This is a genomic window from Sabulibacter ruber (assembly GCF_017355955.1).
Lineage (GTDB): Bacteria > Bacteroidota > Bacteroidia > Cytophagales > Hymenobacteraceae > Nibribacter > Nibribacter ruber_A.
Genome location: NZ_JAFFID010000001.1, coordinates 2,427,292 through 2,445,062 on the forward strand (window position 1 = coordinate 2,427,292; position 17,771 = coordinate 2,445,062).

Below are 17,771 nucleotides of genomic sequence, written 5' to 3' on the forward strand. Positions count from 1 at the left end.
TTTCCTAAAGCAGGTTGAGGCAAGGAATCCATAAAACATTTGCACTTCAGGTGCAGTATCTGATAAAGCATTACTTAACCTTCAGATATGGAAGCAGCAAACACGAATCGCTTACAAAGCCAGGTAGCCTTGGTAACGGGTGCCAGTTCCGGGATAGGGCAAGGAATTGCGATCAAGCTGGGACAGCACGGGGCCAACGTGGTAGTGAACTACCATTCAGATGAGGAAGGCGCCCTAGCCACCAAAGACCAGATTGAAGCGGCTGGTGGAAAAGCCCTTGTCATAAAAGCCGATGTATCGAAAGAAGAAGAGGTAGAAGCCATGTTCCAGACCACCCTGGATACGTTTGGCACCCTGGATATCCTGGTAAACAATGCCGGTATTCAGCAAGATGCGGCGCTCGTAGACATGACGCTGGACCAGTGGAACAAAGTAATAGACACCAACCTTACCGGACCGTTTCTTTGCGCCCGGGCAGCCACCAAGATCTTTTTAAAGCAAGGTATCAGAAAAGACGTGTCCAGAGCCGCGGGCAAAATCATCTTCATCAGCTCGGTGCATGATATCATTCCATGGGCAGGCCACGTCAATTACGCAACGTCTAAAGGCGGCGTGGCCATGATGATGAAAACCATGGCGCAGGAATTAGCACCGCAACGCATTAGAGTGAACAGTATCTCGCCGGGAGCTATCAAAACTGATATCAACAAAGAAGACTGGAGCTCTAAAGAAGGAGAAGAGAAGATGCTTTCGCAGATACCTTATGGCCGCATAGGCGAACCAGATGATATTGCCCGGGTAGCGGCATGGCTGGCGTCTGATGAAGCCGACTATGTGGCGGGGGCCACTATTTACGTAGACGGAGGAATGACGCTGTTTCCTTCGTTCAGAGAATAGTATAAGGCTGTAGCACAAAGCAACTACAAAGGCATACTTCAGAAAAGGCAAGGTTGATCTGAGTCAAAATCAGAGCAGCCTTGCCTTTTGTGTTTTAGCCCTCAAAAAAGGAAGTTGCTACAGATCGCTTTTGCGGTGTTCCATTTTGCTAACAGAATCCTCCAGCCATTGTACGGCCTCCTGTTCGGTGAGAAAGGCTTTCCGCATTACATCAGGACAGTCAGAAGAGATGGCCGAGAGAGAACCTCCTTCCTGCAGGCGCTGCATCTGCCTTGGGTTCAGCAACCAGGCTACCACTACGTGGGATGCCACCAACTGCAAGGTCTTGGGGTAGAATTCCTGACTAAGCCAGTCGCTTTCATCCTGGGTGATCTCGCCTTTGGAACGGCAATCAAACAACCAGGAGCAAGCCGTATGTTCTTTGGCCAGGGAGAGAATGGCCAGGCAGTTCATTTTGAACTCTGTGAAGGTGACAGGCTGCTGCCAACGGATAATAACCGTTTGCATATCCGCCCGATAGGAGATCTTAATATGTTTGGCAAATCCTATCTGCATGGCGTTAGAGGTCTACACGCTACAAAGTAGCGCTTGGGTTAAACTCACACGTTGTTGCTTGTCTGTCTGAAATGAAATTAGGGCTTGCATCTGGCAATTCCAAGTTCTCCACACCCTTTTCCACAGTTTTGCAGAAAATAAGGTAGAAATACGCGGCGTTTGTAGTGCTTACCGCTTACTCGTGGCGTCTACGGGTTTCGTGCAGATTTTTCCGCATGGCAAGGAAAAGTTCAATACTGCCCTGCAGAAACTCCTCGTCCAGCCAGGTTTTTACTTCTTCGTCGCCGCCCAGCACATCCATCTCGCTCACTTTATAGGTCTGCTCAAAAGGGCCCAATTCCAGCTTAAGGAGGTATTTACCGTTCCAGGCCAGCAAAGTGATTTTGATCTCGGGGTGGGGAATATCAGCTACAACGCGCATGGTAGAAAGAAATTTGACGTACTAAAACTACTATACGCAAAGGTAACCGGCAGGAGTACACCATTGTTAGCCAAAAATTTTAAGATTGGATAACGTTTCCTTACCGAGACTATCTTAAACAACTAAGCCCCAATTCTTTGCATCTCAAACAAAGAACCGGGGCTTACCTGATTATGGGCTATATTTCTCAAACCACGCCTAAACTACAGCTCAATGCCCATCTGCCGCATGAGTTGGCTGGCGTTGAAGCTTTGGCAGATGCCTGGACGCAACGTGTAATCGAACCGCAGCTGGCCGTCTTCAAAGTAGCTGTTGAAACTGAAATTCTGCACTGAGCCCGGCAATTCCTGCTCCATGTTGCCCAACTCCAGGTCATGGGTAGACACAAACCCCGCTGCCTGGCGGTGGTTCAGCTGCCTGATCAGGGCCATGGCCCCCTCGTGCCGGTCATGGGAGTTGGTGCCTTTCAGGATCTCGTCCAGGAAGTAATACACGGGCTGGCCGGTGGCGGTTAAATCAATCAAAATTTTGAGGCGCTTCAGTTCGGCGTAGAAAGAAGAAGTGTTCTCGGCCAGGTTGTCTTCGGTGCGCATGCTGGTGTACACCTGCCCGGGGAAAACCGTAAGCCGGTTGGCGCAGACGGCCGTACCCGTAAAAGCCAGCACCATGTTCACGCCCACGGCCCGCAGAAACGTACTCTTACCAGACATATTGGAGCCCGTAATGAGCACCGTATGACCTGCCCCAGCAAAAGCGATGCTGTTGGCTTTACGGCCCGGGTTAAAGATAAGCGGATGACTCAGGTCTTCGGCCTCAAACGTGAACGGCTGGTTACTGATGCGCGGCACCGCGTACCCTGGGTTGGCGTACTGGAAAGCCGCCAGACTGGCCAAAGCCTCAAACTCGGCAGCGGTATTCAGCACCTGCCCAATGTTCCCCGACATGGTTTTCTTCCAGCGTTCCAGGCGCCACATCCAGATGAAATCCCACATGAGCACGTGGTTCAGGATGAAGTTGAGGTACGTGTTCAGCCTGGCCGAAAGGAACTGAATAATGGAAGCTAACCGGCGTACGTGCTCTGAGGCCAGTTTCTCGTCAAACTTCAGTTGCTGCTGCAGCGCTTTGGCTTTGGCGCTCTGGAAGGTGCGGCCTTCTATGTGCACCAAAAGGTCTGTATAGCTGCGCAGGGTCTCGTACATGCCGGTGCTTTCCTCGTAGTACTCATCGCGCTGGCGGGTGAACTTGGCGGCAATCAGGAACTGGATCAGGACCAAACCCAGAAAAGGATAGTGCGTGTGGCCCTTGGCCCAGAACACAGCAGCGGCAATGGTGAGCAAGGGCAACAGAAACGTAGCTGCTACCAACCAGCCTTTGCCGTCAAAAAAGTTGGGACTCCGGAGCCACAGCAGGAAAGGCTGAGGCAGTTGCTGCGTTTTGCGGTGATGGTGCATGGCCCGGGCCTGCAGGTTCTGTCGCCATTCCAGATCGGGTTGCAGTTCGGCTACGGCTTCCTGGCGGGCCAGGATTTCCTGGGCATTGGCCGGTGTTTTGAGCCACTCGGCCAGGCGTTGCTGTCCCAGTCTGGTCACGGCCCGATTTAAGACCTGAAAAACGGAATTCGGCCCGAAAACGTCCAGATCAGCGGTGTAGTAATGGTTGGGTTCCTGGAATTCGGCGCCATCGGGGAAATCAGAAAGCTCGCCGCGCAGGCGTTCGCGTTCCCGGCGGTTGATCAGGCCCAGGTAGAGTTGGTGCTTGCGGGCGTACTCAATTTTATTGTGCCAATGGATGAGCGCCGCGAAGATAAAGTACCCACTGATCAGCAAGGCTAGCCCCGCCCCATTACGGCCATAATAGAACAACACTACGCAGCCCAACACGGAGCCCACAAAGAACGCCAGCCGCAACCAACCCACCCACCGGTACTTAGCGGCCTGCCGTTCCTCGGCGGCGAAAAAGCGTTGCTCACGTTCGGCAAACAACGCTTCTGGAGAATTCTGTATCATTAAAAACTACTTCAATGTATAATAGAATCCGCGGCGAAAAGTACACTTGCACCACCGGGTTCTGTGCTGCAGCCAGGCTTGCGCCTAACCACCCAGGCAAAATAGGAAACTGCCGGCAGTTATTCCTGTTTTATGCCTGATTTTTGGAAACTACAGGCAAAGCAACCAGCCTACCTTCAGAAAGGGAAAACGGTCAAGTTATTGCCTCGTTACCCCACATTATAACCAGAAGTTGGGGCCAGGGTTCCCAAGGAGCCCCCTGCCCTATCAAGGAACAACTACTAAAAACAAGCCTTATTAGATTTATCAGTACGCTGGCGCGAGCGCCCCGCTTGTGTCCGCACGCATTGCTGGTTCTTTCTGTGGTTCACAAAGCCGTTACCCTTCTCTCTCTCAATGGTTCTTCTTTCCCTATGTCATCTTGGAAAGATCTTGTGGGCGAACGGAAAAGGCGTTTCCTTAAATGACACTACCGTTCGCTCACAAGATCCTTTCAGGATGACAAAATAGAAGTCACTAAGTTGTAAAAATACCCCAAAGCTAATCTTACTATGGCGCGGAAGTTACTTCCGTGCCTTTTATTCACAAGGCACGGAAGTAACTTCCGCGCCATAGAGGTTTCAGAAAAATATAGACGTCAGCAATGCGTGCGGACACGAGCGGGACGCTCGCGCCAGCGATTTGGAAAGTGTTTAAGGCCAGTTTTCAGGAAACCAGCCCAAAAACAAACTCAAATAGTAGCAATGCACTTCAGCTCTATAGCGATGGGTGTGGGCAGGGCATTTATTTCCACGGTGGTGCGGCAGGGTTGGCAGTCTTTGAAGTACTCGGCGTAGAGGCGGTTGTACGTCTGGAAATCAGCTTTCATGTTGGTGAGGAACACGGTTACGTCAACCAGGTTCTCCCAGGCTGAACCAGCCTCCTCCAGAATGGCGCGCACGTTCCGGAATACTGAGTGGCACTGCGCCTCTATGTCATAACTTAGGATGTAGCCTTCTTCGTCCAGCGTCACGCCGGGGATTTGTTTGGAGCCTTTCTCACGCGGACCAACCCCCGACAGAAACAAGAGGTTGCCCACGCGCCGGGCGTGCGGATACAAACCCACCGGTTCAGGGGCTTGGGAAGCATGTACTATGTTTGGGGGCGTGTTGTCCATAGCAGAATTCATTTTAGGCCTGATTTCCCGAAAATAACCTAAAAACCACCGGATAAAAAAAGGAGCGGGCCTTTCTCAGACCCGCTCCTTCCTACATTGACACCAAACTTCTGCTTAATTGAACTGTACGTTGCCGTATCTGCTGTTCACGCTCACGGTTCCTTTAGGCGATGTTTTCCCGTATTTTCCTTTGTAGGAAGCAGAAGTGTTCTTCACTTCCCGGAAGCTGAAATCTACCAATCCCTGGTCTACCTGCAGGTTGCTGTAATTGGTGTTCACGTCAAAGTTGAAGGCGCTCTTGTCAGAGAAACCTAGTTTCACCGAGGTGTAACCGCTCACCACGTCTACTTTCTTGAAGTTCTGGGCGATGCTGCCAATCTCAAACTTAGAGCAGTACTTCACTTCCATACCGGCTGAGCCCCGCAGGTTATCAATTACGAAGGAAGAATAGCTGCCTTTGCCGTTCACCTGGTTCACGCTGCCTACTTTGAACACGCGGTCATAGCGGCTCTCCACGTTCAGGTCTTCCACGCGGTCAATGCTCACGGCGCTGTAGGCGGTATAGGCGTTGATGTCTTCGCCCCCGTTCAGGCGCAGGGCCGAGTATTTGATGGCCAGGTCGCCGGCTCTCAGGTATTCAATGAGGCACTCGCCGCTGCTGTAATCCACTGAGATCTTGTTGGAGCGGTTGTTCAGGCGGCCGGCGGTTAGCTTGCCGTAGCGGGTGCACAGTTCGGTGGGGCCGTCAAAATCAGGTAGTTGCACAGAGCCGTATTTGTTTGTGACCCGCAGCGGGTTGGCACGGGGCATTTTTACCAGGTAGTTGATCTCAAAGCTTTTCTGGGTGCTGCTTCTGATGTGCATGGGCTCGCGCTCGGTCACAAAGGAAACCAACCCGGTGCTTCTTTCATCGTTTACCCGCACGTTGATCTTGTCCAGGATTTCCTGTGCTTTGGCTTCTACCTCGGCGCGGGCAATAATGGTCACTTCCACCGAGATCTCAGGGCGGGTCCAGGTCTGCACCGTCACCTGGCCAAACTGGTTATCTATGCTCAGCTTATCAGAGGTTTTCACCTTGAAAGACCGGTTCACGCTTTTCACTTTCTCGTGCGGGAAAGCCGGCGAGGGCTGGGCGCTGCCGTAAACAATGACCGTAGAACTACCCGAGTCTGGTTGCTGCCCCGGGGTTACATCGCCCTGGACGTAGAGCGCTCCCAGAGAAGAAAGCGACTGGGAGACCGCTGCATTGATCTTCTCTGAACAATTCTCCTTCACTTTCACCTTGACCTTAGGCAACACGAAAGGTTCTGGTGAGATTTCCTGCAGTGACAGCATCTGGCCCTGCCCACTTGCCGTGGGGGTAAAGAGACTGGCCGCAAACAGGAGGGTGATACTAGATAGAAGTAGTTTCATTGGGTACTTGTTTTTTCACTTGCTGTATGTTTTCAAGAACCTGTAACTGCCGGTTCAGAATCGCGATTCGCATTTTTAAGTTGTCACGCATAGCTTCTACTACCACATCCTTGTTAGGCGTGGTGTAAAGTTCTTTTTTAAGCTCTGTGTAAGCCGAGTCCAGGGTGGCTGCTTCCCGCTCCCACTCCTTGTCCATGCCCAGGGCTTTCAGGTCATACTCTCTCAGTTGGGCTTCCTTCTGTTCAATCACACTGGCAAAGCGGGTTTCAAGCTGAGGCACCTCCGGGGCTATTTTCTCCAGCGGAACGGGTTGTGTGGCAGCCACCGTTCCCGATGGCTGCGCCCCATTGTTCATGTAATAGTAGGCCGAAAAGGCTACCATAATCAGCATGGCCACGGCGGCGGCGTACCGCCAGGCATGGTGCCAATTGATGGAGATCACCTTGGCTTCTCTCTCTGGTTCAACGGCCATGGTGGGCTTCACTTCCTCCTGCTGCAGCTCGGCGGCAATGTCCTGCCAGAGATCCGGTCGAGGGGTGAAGGTGTCAAACTCGTCTCGGTGGGCCTGTACAAAATCCTTTAATCTATCTTTCATATGCACTTACTCGTTTTTGAGGTATTTTCTCTAAATCAGCTAAAAAATGACTGTTCCTGCATGAGGCTCAGCAATTTCTTGCGGGCCCTGCTGTACTGCGACTTGGAGGTAGCCTCACTTATACTCAGGATCTCGGCTATCTCGCCGTGATCGTAACCTTCCAATAGGTACAAGGTGAGCACCACCCGATAGCCATCAGGCAAGGACTGAATGGCTTTCTTGATGGTCTCCACTTTGTAATCCATGTCTTCCTGGTCATACTCCGGGGCTTCCTCGGCGAAGTCCTGGAAATCGTCCATCGGTTCTACCTGCAGGCGCCGGCTGCGCACTTTGGTGATGGACTTGTTAATGACGATGCGCTTTAGCCAACTACCAAAGGTGGAGTCTCCCTTGAAGGTGTGCAGCTCCCTGAACGCGCTCAGGAACGATTCCTGCAAGACATCCTCTGCCTCTGTATAATCATTGGTAATGCGCATGCTCACGTTGAACATGGACTTACTATAGAGCTTGTACAGCTCATACTGCGCCTTACGGTCGCCCTCCTTGCAGCGGGCTACTATATGCGCGTTAACGTCGGTGTATTCCAGCGTCTCCAAATTGCTACCTTTTAAGGCTCATCATGATGGTAATCTAGTAACAGCAAAACCCGGAACAACACCAACCTCACGCAGAGCCTTCAGACGCTCTCTTGTTCCTAACTTCTACCCTAAAGACACACGGTTATGCCAAGGGTTGCACGGTGCTCCAAAAAATTATGATGTTTTTCTCTACATCAATTTATCTATTTTATTTCTCAATTTTGCCTAAAAATCAACCCTTATTAAACCTATGAAAGCTCGTCTTCCCTTTATTCTGATGTTCCTGCTGGGCATCAGTCTCTCTGCCTCCTTTGCGCAGACCAAACCAACCGTTTCTGCCCCAAAGGAAATGCGCCTGACCATGACCGATGGTACCGAACTGTATGTGAAAGTCTCGGGCAAAGGCCGCCCCTGCCTGTTCATCCACGGCGGACCCGGTGCCTGGAGCCACTCGTTTGAGGTGCTGGGCATCAATACCCTGGAAGATTCTCTGCAGATGATTTATGTAGACCAGCGCGGCAGCGGCCGGTCTGGCAAATCGCCCAGCGGTAACTACAGCCTGCAACGCGTAGCCCAGGACTTTGACGAGGTGCGCCAGCAGTTAGGCCATAGCAAATGGACGGTACTGGCTCATTCATTCGGGGGCATTCTGGCCACGGAGTACGCCTATTACTATCCGCAGACAATCTCCAGAATGGTTCTGCTGAGCGCCACCCTGCACCTGGAGCCGTCTATGCACGCCCAGATCAACCGCGGCGTGGAACTGCTGAAACCCGAAGACACCACTCCGTTCCTGGACCCCAACAAACCAATCTTCGACCGTTTTATGGCCATTATCCAGACCTTGAACCAAAAAGACATGTACCACCAGCTCATGTACACTACCAGTGATGGGTTGAAGAAGATGAACGAGGAAGACGCCAAACGCCCCGGCAACTACAGTTTTGGGCAGGCCTGGTCTAATTATCCCGAGTATTTCCAAGACTTCACCGAAGTCTCCCGCCATTTGAAGATGCCGGTGCTGGTGATCTCCGGTCAGCAGGATTTCTCCATTGGGCCAGACCACTACAAGAGCTTTAAATTCCCGAACCAGACCACCGTTTCCATGCCGGGCGGCCATGTGATTTACCTGGAGCAGAATGCCCAGTTCCAGAAGGTGGTGAAAGAGTTCTTAAAGAAAACCAGCCGTAAGTCTTAGCCCTTCTTGGTTCTGGCTTTGTAGGACCACGTGATGCGGAAGCGGGCCACTTCCTCGCCTTGCGCATCACGCCCGATGCTCAATGCCTGCACCTGCTGCCCCTCGCCGGTAACCTGGGCCTGGTGCACGGCGGCGGCGATGGCCGCACCATCGGTGCAGGTGAAGGTGATAGTACCCACGGCTTTTTTGGTGAACTCCGCCTCCATGTGCACCACCAGCATAGACACCGACGGGTGAGCCCGGTACAGGTACATCAAGCTCAGTACCCCGGAGGCCATTTCGGCGGCCATGCTCAGACAAGCGAAGTAGATAGATTTGAACGGATTTTTAGTGAGATAGCCGTACTCAACGGTCACCTGCGCCTCATGGTCGGTGAGTTTCTTCATCCTGACGCCCGCCAGATACGCCATGGGCAGGTTCTTGAACAAGAACAGCCTCAGTTTCACGGGCCGGGAAATCAACCGGCGGAAAGCGGCGGTGGAAGAAACAGGCGTTGAGGTAGGCATAGGCGAAGGCTGAAGTTCACTAGTAAAATAGCGATTCTGCTGCACTTTAAGAAATTACGCCTAACTGTTAAGCAGCGTTTTCTGTCCCTTTCCTAATAAACTGCCCTAAAACAGGAAAGCCCAAGCCGGTTAAACCGACTTGGGCTTTTCTGTTTACTTTCTGGATAACTTAACAAGTAGTAGCGATCTCGGCTTTCCACAACTTTTCTGAGCTGTTTTCGCGAAAACAAGGCCAAAACAGCTTTCTTTTAAGTGAAGCAGAAGCTCTAATTTACGCCCTTCACCTTCATTTTCACTCCGTATACCGCTCCCATGGCCGTGATAAAGAGCGTGGAGCGATCTTTTCCGCCGAACGTCACGTTGGCAGTCCAGTTCTCGGGAACGGGGATCTGCGCAATCTGCTGGCCTTCTTTGTCAAAAACGGTTACGCCTTTGCCGGTGAGGTACACGTTACCTTGGTTGTCAATCGTCATCCCGTCTGAGCCCATGTTGGCAAACAGCTTTTTGTTAGCCAGAGAACCATCGGCATTGATGTTGTACACATAGGTTTTATTGGCGTCAATGTCTGCCACGTACAGTTTCTTGCCGTCAGGGGTGCCTATGATTCCGTTGGGCTTCACCAAAGCTTCGTCTACCGGATAAAACTTCTTCCTGTCAGGGCTTAGATAATACACGTATTCGCCATTTTGCTGCCGCTCGGGGTTACGGGTCCAGTAGTCTCGTTTGTACAGAGGATCTGTGAGGTACATGGCGCCCGAAGGAGCAATCCAGAGGTCGTTGGGTCCGTTGAGCAGTTTGCCTGCATAGTCCTTCACCAGCACTGTGGGTTTACCGACCAGGTCAAAAGACCAGAGCTGGTTGTCCATATCGGCGGCGGCGATGAGGTTGCCTTTCCGGTCAAAATACAGCCCGTTGGAACGACCCGCCTGATCTGTGAACAAACTGATTTTTCCCGTCTCCGCCGACCATTTGAAGATCTTGTTATTCGGCTGATCGGTGAAGTACACGTTACCGGCCCGGTCCACGGCCGGCCCCTCGGTAAAGGAGAAACCATCGCCCAGCTTCTCCAGTTTGGCTCCCTTGGCTATAATTGAATTCTTATCGGTGATCTGGGCTGAAAGCAGGACCGGCAGCAGCAAAATAGCAGCACTCGCCAATCCTAGGAGGATGTTTCGTTTCGTCATTAGCGCACCAATTTGCTTTTGAGTTTGTGCCCGTACCACAGGCCGGCAATAGAAACAGGCACCAGGCAGAGCAAGCCCAGCCAGGCAAACGGTTTCATGACGTAGTTCAGCAACCAGCCTTTCTCCAGGGCTCCGGCGGTGGCTTGCATGAGCAAGGTCACCAAACTACAGAGCACCGTGGAAAGCAAGACCACCTCCAGCCCGGAGATAAGCCCTATCCAGGCATGCCGTTTTTTCTTCACCAGTACTTTCACGCCGGCCCGTCTGCCAATTAAGATGGCGAACAGCAGACTGGACAAGATGAACACGGTGAAGTTACCCACCCCCAGGTACGTGGCAATGTCCCAGAACATCTGGGCAGAACCCGTCACCGAGAGCAGGAAGGTGAAAAACAGCAGGGCAATGATCACCTCGGTGACCAGCGTGGCCCTGAGCGCATACGAAGCCCCTTGTCTCTGCGCCTGCTTGATGGTGGTATGCATGGGTATTTTGGTTAATGATGATTGAACAAAACAGAATGTCTCTCCTCACCGGAGAGCTCTCCCACTACCTTCCCCACGTTACCACAACGCCTGCCGTTTCTGCTTTATTCTTCAGTTTACAGGTCAAATTTGATACCCTGCGCCAAGGGCAGCTCCCGCCCGAAATTGATGGTATTGGTTTGCCGGCGCATGTAGAACCGCCAGGCATCGGAACCCGATTCACGTCCGCCGCCGGTGTCTTTCTCACCGCCAAACGCCCCGCCAATCTCGGCCCCGGAGGTTCCGATGTTCACGTTGGCAATGCCGCAGTCAGAACCCCAGTGGCTCAGGAAAGCCTCAGTTTCCAGCAGGTTGGTGGAGAAGATAGACGAGGACAAGCCCTGGCGCACGCCGTTCTGGATTTCGATGGCGTCTTCCACCGTGCCGCTGTACTTGATGAGGTACAGAATAGGCGCGAAGGTTTCTTCCTGCACGGTGTGGTAATGGTTCTCGGCTTCCACAATGGCCGGGGTTACGTAGGTACCGGTGGCGTATTCCTCACCTTCCAGCACGGTTCCGCCGGTCAACAACTTGCCTCCCTCCTGCTGCACCGTTTCCAGCGCTTTCAGGAAGGCCGCCGTAGCGTCTTTGTCAATGAGCGGGCCTACCAGAATGCCGTCCTTCAGCGGGTCCCCGATGGGCAGATTTGGGTACACCTTCAAAAGGCGCTCTTTTACTTCGTCATAAATATTCTCGTGGATGATCAGGCGACGGGTAGAGGTACAGCGCTGTCCGCAGGTGCCCACGGCTCCGAACACCACGGCCCGGATGGCCATTTCCAGATCGGCGTTTTCGGTGAGGATGATAGCGTTGTTTCCGCCCAGTTCCAGCAAAGACTTGCCTAAACGGCGACCCACGGCCTCGCCTACTTTCTTGCCCATGCGGGTAGAACCCGTGGCAGACACCAGCGGCACGCGCTCATCATGCGCCATTCTGCTGCCAATCATTGCATCTCCTATGATCACGTTGAACACGCCCTCCGGTACCTGGTTCTGCTCCAGCACTTCTCTGATGATGTGCTGGCAAGCCACGGCCGTTAAAGGCGTTTTCTCCGATGGTTTCCACACCACCACATCACCACAGATAGCAGCCAGCATGGCATTCCAGCTCCAAACCGCCACCGGGAAGTTGAACGCCGAGATCACGCCCACTACGCCCAGTGGGTGGTACTGCTCATACATGCGGTGCGTAGGACGCTCTGAGTGCATGGTGTAGCCGTGCAATTGCCTAGACAAGCCCACCGCGAAATCACAGATGTCAATCATCTCCTGCACTTCGCCCAGGCCTTCCTGCAAGATCTTGCCCATCTCGTAGCTTACCAGTTTGCCCAACGGCTCTTTGTACTCGCGCAGTTTCTGGCCTATCTGGCGCACTACTTCGCCGCGCTTAGGCGAGGGCCACTTACGCCACTCCAGAAACGCCTTTTGCGCTACGGTGATGACCTGGTCATAGTCTTCTTCCGTTGCCATGTTCACAGAGGCGATCAGTTCTCCGTTGGTAGGAGAATGGATGGCGCGGGTTTCAGTGTTGTTTTGGCCGCCCCAGTTCAGGCCGGTACTATAGGCGGGATTGGTTTCCTGGATACCAAGCTGGGCCAGCAGATCGGTTATTGTCTTTTGCAGCGGTGCTGCCTCGGTGAGTTGTGCCATAGTTTTCGGGATTGGGGAAATGAAAGCTCTAGTTTAGGTCTTTCTGGGAACATTAGAAAACAAAAAAGCCCCTGCCTTGGGGCAGGGGCTTTGGAAAGCCGTTTACGGCCTGTTTTTCTAAAAGGGGGCTGAAATTAGCGGCCGATGGCATAGTATGCTCTGCGACCATCTGGGTACACCCCTTCAATCAGCAGACCACCTCTGCGGGCGCCATTCAGAATCTTGCTCACGTCTTGCGGCGTGTTGGTTGGGTTGCGGTCAATGCTGGTAATGATGAAACCATCTTTCATACCAGTCTCAGCAAATTTGCTGTCTTCCACATCGCTCACTTTCACTCCGCCGGTGATATCAAGTTTGTTCAGTTCCTGTTTGCTGGCGGCCTCAAACTTGGCTCCGTCAATGGTCATGGCTTTGTTGGAGTTAGGGTCACGCTTCACAATCTCGGTGCTGCCGCTGGCGTTACGCAGGGTCACGTTAGCAGTTTTGGTGCTACCCCCTCTCAGGTAAGATACTTTGATCTTATCGCCAGGACGGTAACGGGTCACCTGCTCTTGCAACTGGGCACCGGTGTTTACTTTCACGCCGTTGATCTCAGTGATCACGTCGCCTTGCTCAATACCGGCATTTTTAGCGGCACTGCTTTCAGAGAAACCGGCCACGTACACCCCGTTCAGGGTTTTCAGCCCTTTTTCCTTGGCAAGTTCAGCATCCACTTCCTGCATCTGCACTCCCAAAAGGGCGCGTTGCACTTCGCCGTATTTCAGAAGGTCATCCACCACTTTGCTCACAATAGAAGAAGGTACCGCGAAGGAATAACCGGCGAAAGAACCAGTCTGGGAAGCGATGGCGGTGTTGATCCCGATCAGGTCACCGTTCAGGTTCACCAGGGCTCCACCACTGTTACCAGGGTTCACGGCAGCGTCGGTCTGGATGAAGGACTCCACGCTCATGTTACCGGCCCCTTGCAGAATACCTACGTTACGACCTTTGGCACTCACGATACCCGCCGTCACGGTAGAGTTCAGGTTGAAAGGGTTACCAACGGCCAGTACCCACTCGCCTACCTTCACGTTATCAGAGTTTCCGTAGCGCAGGGCAGGCAGGTTGTCAGCGTTGATTTTCAGCAGCGCAATGTCGGTATTTGGGTCAGTGCCCACCAACGTAGCGTCAAAGGTGCGTTTATCGTCCAGGATCACCTGGATTTTATCGGCCCGGTCAATTACGTGATTGTTGGTCACGATGTACCCGTTTGAGGCAATGATTACCCCAGAACCAGATCCCATGGCCGGACCTTGCTGCCGCTGATATCCTTCAAACTCATCGCCGAAGAAGTCACGGAAGAAAGGGTGGATTTCGCTGGGGCCACCACGGCGGGCCTGCACTTTATATTCGGTGGTTACGTGTACCACGGCTGGGGTCACCAGTTCCGCAGAGGTTACAAAGTTCAATCCTTCCGGTACAATCACATTGGATTCGCGCATGGCGCTGGTGTACCGTACATTGGTATTAGGTAACTGTTGCCCGGCAGCGGGCGCGTCATCATCTAGCAGTTTATAACTCCCAACGGCTACGCCTCCACCTACCATAGCGGAAAGCGCCAGTCCTAACATAAACTGTTTCGTTCTCATACTTTTTATAGTTCAGCTATATAGGTTAATAATGATTTTGATCTGTTTTTTTAGCGCCCAGATTTTTCCCGTGGACCTGTTTATAATCAATACGAAGGTAAATCTAACCGGTACGTGGGTAACGCTAAAATAGTAAAACAAGTATGCTTAAATCAACAAAGACTAAGCCAAAAAGGCGCCATTTAGCGCCTTTTTAACTTTTCTTTAACACTCTCTGATTACTTCACAGAGATCTGGTGTTTTACTACTTTCTCTTCCACTTTAGGAACAGAGATGTGCAGCACGCCGTTCTCAAACTGAGCATCAATTGCAGAGGCATCTACGTTTTCTGGCAGTTGGAAAGAGCGTCTGAACTTACCGTACAGGTTTTCTACTCTGTGGTATTTGTGCTCTCTGGTTTCCTTGTTGAAGGTACGCTCACCGCTTACCCGCAGCACGCCTTCTTCAAACTCCACGTTGATGTTCTCTTTCTTCAGACCTGGTAAGGCTACTTCCATCTCGTAGGTAGCTTCGGTTTCCCAAAGGTCTACGGCCGGAGTGAAGCCTTGCACACGACGGTTGCTTACAGCATCATTGAAGAAGGTATCTAACAAGCTGCTGAACGTCTGAGGAACTCTGTTTTGCAATACCGGATGTTGTTTTACAGTTGCCATTGTCTTTATTTCTTGGGTTTGTAGTTTCAATTTCAATTGGATACTTACCTATTCATAAATTCTGTACCAATTGAGAAAACAGCCCATTTACTGACACAAAGACACCATTAAAACATTAGAATTTACCAAAACAAGACACATTGTCTTTATTCTTCAGTTTAAAAGCTTAAAAAGCGTCAGTTCCTTTTCTGAAAATAAGGTCTTGCCACTTGTGAGACTAGCCTATGCCAAGAAAAACCCCTGCGTTTTGAGGCTCTTTTCCAAGAAGCAACCGCAAAACGCAGGGGTTTATAACCTTTAGATCAGAGCTACGCTTGTGAGGCTAGTTCCCGCAATTCATTGATGGCCAGCCACGCCATGAGACCACTGCCCACTTCCAGGGCGTCTTCATCTACGTTGAAGGTAGGCGTGTGTACGCCGGAGGTGATGCCTTGCGCCTCATTGCGGGTTCCCAGGCGGTAGAAACAGGCATCGGTTTGCTGGGAATAGTAAGCGAAATCCTCGGCGGCCATCCACATATCCAGTTCCACCACGTTTTCCGGGCCTAAGTAAGCCTCAGCGGCGGCACGAGCGCGGGAAACCAGGGCCGGATCGTTTTTCAGGAACGGATAGCCATCCATGATGTTGATCTCGCAGGAGCCGCCCATGCTTTCGCACAGCCCCTCGGCCAGTTTCTTGATTTTCTGCTTGGCCTCGGCACGCCAAACCTCGTCCATGGTCCGGAAAGTGCCTTCTATTTTCACTTCGCCGGGAATCACGTTGGTTGCGCCGTTGGCAATCACTTTCCCGAACGACAACACCGATGGCACCTTAGGGTTGGCCCTACGACTCACAATCTGCTGAAGCGCTACCAACAGGTGGGCAGAAATCAACACCGGGTCCACCAGTTGCTCGGGCAGGCCACCATGACCGCCTTTGCCTTTCACGGTGATGTAGATTTCATCTGCGGAGGCCATGTACATCCCAGACCGGAAACCCACTTTACCAGCAGGCAGAAACGGAAACACGTGCTGCCCCATGATGCTCTGCGGTGCCGGGTTTTCCAACACGCCTTCCTTGATCATCAGAGACGCGCCGCCCGGGAACTTCTCCTCGCCGGGCTGGAAAATCAACTTAACGGTACCTTCAAACTCATCGCGCAGCTCGTGCAGAATACGGGCAGTAGTTAAGAGCGATGAAGTGTGCACATCATGGCCGCAGGCGTGCATCACCCCTTCGTTCCGGGATTTGTATTCCACCTCATTCGTCTCCAGAATGGGCAGGGCATCTAAATCGGCGCGGAGGGCAGTGGTGGCTTTCTCGGGGTTTCTGCCTTTGACCAGGGCCACCACGCCGGTTTGGGTGAGGCGCTCCGGCTCCAGGCCGTACTCCTGCAGTTTCCGGAACACGTACGCCGAGGTCTCAAACTCCTGAAAGGATAGCTCTGGGTTTTGGTGCAGGTGGTGCCGAGTGGAGATGGTGTCTGCCGCGTATTTCCTGGCCAACTGCTGTATATGATTGGGAAGTTGTGACATAAGAATTTAGCTGTACTCTTGACAGGCAAAGGTACGGCTATAAAACGAAACTGCCGTTTTTACAGTGCTTTCCAGAAAACACGGCAAAAACAGCAAGCCTCTCTCCGGTAGCAATGGAAATAGCTTAATCAGGAACCAATGGTGGCAGTATGGATTCTTCGGGCCCGGGCCACCCCCGTAATGGTTAAGTAGATAAGCGGAGGACTATTCAATGGACTGATGGCTAACAAGCCCTCCCCGGCGAGTTCCTCACAAAGGAGCAACACCTGTTCCAGAGACAGATGGGTGTCTTTGGCAAGCTGGCAGGAAGAAGTAGGATGGTCTTCGGGCTCTGCAAAGCCTCCTACCCTTGAGAACAAATTTGATATAATTAAGTCTTTTCCTTCCATTGCAAACCAGTGTAGGTAAACCTACGAAGATTTTGGACTCCCTCAACTGAGCAGACTGATATTTAGGTATTTAACACCCTATTTTCAGTATCCCCCCCCCCATTACTACGTACAATCCCGAATTCCACAGTAATACAAGCAGACAAATGAGTCTCAACTGAAGGACTAAGGATCTCACCCTACCCATAAGATATTGCCCCTTGCAGAGTACATCCATCTCCAAGTTATTTCTCCTTAGTTCTTCCCTGCACAAACCAGGGAACCTGCAGGAAAGCAGAAAGCATAAAAAAATCCTCCGATTCAAGGCTGATTTCTTAAAAAGAGCCTTAAAACGGAGGATGAAAAAAATGAACGTACCGCTTATTTCGGGATGTTGATGGTCTCCTGAACCAGGAGTGCGTTGGGCAGCAAATCCTGGATTTTTGCCAGTGCCGCCTGGGCCTCTACCCTAGTGAAATAGTCACCGATCTTCAACTGGTAAGTAGGCTGCTTGTAGGTGAGATAGTCTTTCTCCTCCGGCAACCGGCGGATGATGTTGTTGCGCAAATTCATGGCCGTTTGACGCTCCACGCCGGTATAGGCCAGAATACGGTACCCCGCCGCATACTTGATGTTTCTGTTCACCTGTGCCACACTGTCCATCAGCAGAGAAACCTGTTCCCGCACGTGGTTGGTAGGGGCCGCTGGTGCAGCTGGGGCTGAGCTATTGGAAGGAGCAGCCGGGAAAGTGGTGCGGTACTTCCTGGTATCAATGTTGGTAGCCGTGCCACCGCTCTTCTTGGTGGAACGGGTTTCTACCGAGGCAGAACCGTTGCCGTCAGAAGTACCGGAGCTGCTGCCGGTGGCGGCGCAACTCATCATGGCACCAAAGCAAAGGAAAGCAAAAAATCTGGATGTCATGTTTCTCC

General features: G+C 52.1%; 18 protein-coding genes. 2 read left to right on the top strand and 16 right to left on the bottom strand.

Annotation, left to right across the window (positions count from 1 at the left end; all coding sequences use genetic code 11):
- The first annotated feature begins 87 nt into the window (after nucleotides 1-87).
- The gene (locus JT719_RS09885; RefSeq protein ID WP_207432839.1) at nucleotides 88-897 is read left to right on the top strand and encodes an SDR family oxidoreductase; all 810 of its coding nucleotides are present in this window, start codon (nucleotides 88-90) and stop codon (nucleotides 895-897) included.
- A 117-nt stretch (nucleotides 898-1,014) separates the two neighbouring features.
- On the opposite strand, the gene JT719_RS09890 is transcribed toward JT719_RS09885, so the two are convergent.
- The 7 genes from JT719_RS09890 to JT719_RS09920 form a co-directional block, all read right to left on the bottom strand.
- Entirely contained in the window at nucleotides 1,015-1,452 is a 438-nt protein-coding gene (locus tag JT719_RS09890; RefSeq protein WP_207432840.1) for a hypothetical protein, read from the bottom strand.
- A 175-nt stretch (nucleotides 1,453-1,627) separates the two neighbouring features.
- Nucleotides 1,628-1,873, bottom strand: a complete 246-nt coding sequence (locus tag JT719_RS09895; protein WP_207432842.1) for a hypothetical protein — start codon at nucleotides 1,871-1,873, stop codon at nucleotides 1,628-1,630.
- Nucleotides 1,874-2,076: 203 nt separating this feature from the next.
- Nucleotides 2,077-3,879, bottom strand: a complete 1,803-nt coding sequence (locus tag JT719_RS09900; protein WP_207432843.1) for a MutS-related protein — start codon at nucleotides 3,877-3,879, stop codon at nucleotides 2,077-2,079.
- Between the two features lie 730 nt (nucleotides 3,880-4,609).
- Nucleotides 4,610-5,047: a RidA family protein gene (locus tag JT719_RS09905; RefSeq protein WP_242693122.1), complete on the bottom strand. Its 438-nt coding sequence runs from the start codon at nucleotides 5,045-5,047 to the stop codon at nucleotides 4,610-4,612.
- Between the two features lie 102 nt (nucleotides 5,048-5,149).
- On the bottom strand, nucleotides 5,150-6,448 hold the full coding sequence (locus JT719_RS09910) for a hypothetical protein (RefSeq protein WP_207432845.1): 1,299 nt from the start codon (nucleotides 6,446-6,448) through the stop codon (nucleotides 5,150-5,152).
- On the bottom strand, nucleotides 6,429-7,043 hold the full coding sequence (locus tag JT719_RS09915; protein ID WP_207432846.1) for an anti-sigma factor: 615 nt from the start codon (nucleotides 7,041-7,043) through the stop codon (nucleotides 6,429-6,431). The genes JT719_RS09910 and JT719_RS09915 overlap by 20 nt, the downstream gene beginning before the upstream one ends.
- A gap of 35 nt (nucleotides 7,044-7,078) precedes the next feature.
- Entirely contained in the window at nucleotides 7,079-7,639 is a 561-nt protein-coding gene (locus JT719_RS09920) for an RNA polymerase sigma factor (RefSeq protein WP_205501759.1), read from the bottom strand.
- A 232-nt stretch (nucleotides 7,640-7,871) separates the two neighbouring features.
- On the opposite strand from JT719_RS09920, the gene JT719_RS09925 reads away from it, so the two are divergent.
- Entirely contained in the window at nucleotides 7,872-8,819 is a 948-nt protein-coding gene (locus JT719_RS09925; RefSeq protein ID WP_207432848.1) for an alpha/beta fold hydrolase, read from the top strand.
- On the opposite strand, the gene JT719_RS09930 is transcribed toward JT719_RS09925, so the two are convergent.
- The 9 genes from JT719_RS09930 to JT719_RS09970 form a co-directional block, all read right to left on the bottom strand.
- Nucleotides 8,816-9,325, bottom strand: coding sequence for a DUF4442 domain-containing protein (locus JT719_RS09930; RefSeq protein ID WP_205501757.1), 510 nt, complete (start codon nucleotides 9,323-9,325; stop codon nucleotides 8,816-8,818). The two genes, JT719_RS09925 and JT719_RS09930, sit on opposite strands and share 4 nt — an antisense overlap.
- 266 nt (nucleotides 9,326-9,591) lie before the next feature.
- Nucleotides 9,592-10,509, bottom strand: coding sequence for an SMP-30/gluconolactonase/LRE family protein (locus JT719_RS09935; protein ID WP_207432849.1), 918 nt, complete (start codon nucleotides 10,507-10,509; stop codon nucleotides 9,592-9,594).
- Complete coding sequence (locus JT719_RS09940) at nucleotides 10,509-10,991, bottom strand: hypothetical protein (protein WP_207432850.1); 483 nt, start codon at nucleotides 10,989-10,991, stop codon at nucleotides 10,509-10,511. The genes JT719_RS09935 and JT719_RS09940 overlap by 1 nt, the downstream gene beginning before the upstream one ends.
- 116 nt (nucleotides 10,992-11,107) lie before the next feature.
- Nucleotides 11,108-12,679 carry an L-piperidine-6-carboxylate dehydrogenase gene (amaB, locus tag JT719_RS09945; protein ID WP_207432851.1) on the bottom strand — a complete coding sequence of 524 codons (1,572 nt, stop codon included), beginning with the start codon at nucleotides 12,677-12,679 and terminating at the stop codon, nucleotides 11,108-11,110.
- Nucleotides 12,680-12,813: 134 nt separating this feature from the next.
- Nucleotides 12,814-14,307, bottom strand: coding sequence for a Do family serine endopeptidase (locus JT719_RS09950; RefSeq protein WP_207432852.1), 1,494 nt, complete (start codon nucleotides 14,305-14,307; stop codon nucleotides 12,814-12,816).
- Nucleotides 14,308-14,525: 218 nt separating this feature from the next.
- The gene (locus JT719_RS09955; RefSeq protein WP_207432853.1) at nucleotides 14,526-14,960 is read right to left on the bottom strand and encodes an Hsp20/alpha crystallin family protein; all 435 of its coding nucleotides are present in this window, start codon (nucleotides 14,958-14,960) and stop codon (nucleotides 14,526-14,528) included.
- A gap of 308 nt (nucleotides 14,961-15,268) precedes the next feature.
- Nucleotides 15,269-16,474, bottom strand: coding sequence for a M20 metallopeptidase family protein (locus JT719_RS09960; RefSeq protein ID WP_207432854.1), 1,206 nt, complete (start codon nucleotides 16,472-16,474; stop codon nucleotides 15,269-15,271).
- Nucleotides 16,475-16,602: 128 nt separating this feature from the next.
- On the bottom strand, nucleotides 16,603-16,863 hold the full coding sequence (locus tag JT719_RS09965) for a hypothetical protein (RefSeq protein WP_207432855.1): 261 nt from the start codon (nucleotides 16,861-16,863) through the stop codon (nucleotides 16,603-16,605).
- 360 nt (nucleotides 16,864-17,223) lie between these two features.
- Nucleotides 17,224-17,763, bottom strand: coding sequence for a sporulation protein (locus tag JT719_RS09970; protein ID WP_207432856.1), 540 nt, complete (start codon nucleotides 17,761-17,763; stop codon nucleotides 17,224-17,226).
- Nucleotides 17,764-17,771 lie beyond the last annotated feature (8 nt).

Excerpts from the sequence above, each read along its gene's own strand:
- JT719_RS09885 (WP_207432839.1), top strand. The coding sequence starts at position 88 with ATGGAAGCAGCAAACACGAATCGCTTACAAAGCCAGGTAGCCTTGGTA.
- JT719_RS09890 (WP_207432840.1), bottom strand. The coding sequence starts at position 1,452 with ATGCAGATAGGATTTGCCAAACATATTAAGATCTCCTATCGGGCGGAT.
- JT719_RS09895 (WP_207432842.1), bottom strand. The coding sequence starts at position 1,873 with ATGCGCGTTGTAGCTGATATTCCCCACCCCGAGATCAAAATCACTTTG.
- JT719_RS09900 (WP_207432843.1), bottom strand. The coding sequence starts at position 3,879 with ATGATACAGAATTCTCCAGAAGCGTTGTTTGCCGAACGTGAGCAACGC.
- JT719_RS09905 (WP_242693122.1), bottom strand. The coding sequence starts at position 5,047 with ATGAATTCTGCTATGGACAACACGCCCCCAAACATAGTACATGCTTCC.
- JT719_RS09910 (WP_207432845.1), bottom strand. The coding sequence starts at position 6,448 with ATGAAACTACTTCTATCTAGTATCACCCTCCTGTTTGCGGCCAGTCTC.
- JT719_RS09915 (WP_207432846.1), bottom strand. The coding sequence starts at position 7,043 with ATGAAAGATAGATTAAAGGATTTTGTACAGGCCCACCGAGACGAGTTT.
- JT719_RS09925 (WP_207432848.1), top strand. The coding sequence starts at position 7,872 with ATGAAAGCTCGTCTTCCCTTTATTCTGATGTTCCTGCTGGGCATCAGT.
- JT719_RS09930 (WP_205501757.1), bottom strand. The coding sequence starts at position 9,325 with ATGCCTACCTCAACGCCTGTTTCTTCCACCGCCGCTTTCCGCCGGTTG.
- JT719_RS09935 (WP_207432849.1), bottom strand. The coding sequence starts at position 10,509 with ATGACGAAACGAAACATCCTCCTAGGATTGGCGAGTGCTGCTATTTTG.
- JT719_RS09940 (WP_207432850.1), bottom strand. The coding sequence starts at position 10,991 with ATGCATACCACCATCAAGCAGGCGCAGAGACAAGGGGCTTCGTATGCG.
- amaB (WP_207432851.1), bottom strand. The coding sequence starts at position 12,679 with ATGGCACAACTCACCGAGGCAGCACCGCTGCAAAAGACAATAACCGAT.
- JT719_RS09950 (WP_207432852.1), bottom strand. The coding sequence starts at position 14,307 with ATGAGAACGAAACAGTTTATGTTAGGACTGGCGCTTTCCGCTATGGTA.
- JT719_RS09955 (WP_207432853.1), bottom strand. The coding sequence starts at position 14,960 with ATGGCAACTGTAAAACAACATCCGGTATTGCAAAACAGAGTTCCTCAG.
- JT719_RS09960 (WP_207432854.1), bottom strand. The coding sequence starts at position 16,474 with ATGTCACAACTTCCCAATCATATACAGCAGTTGGCCAGGAAATACGCG.
- JT719_RS09965 (WP_207432855.1), bottom strand. The coding sequence starts at position 16,863 with ATGGAAGGAAAAGACTTAATTATATCAAATTTGTTCTCAAGGGTAGGA.
- JT719_RS09970 (WP_207432856.1), bottom strand. The coding sequence starts at position 17,763 with ATGACATCCAGATTTTTTGCTTTCCTTTGCTTTGGTGCCATGATGAGT.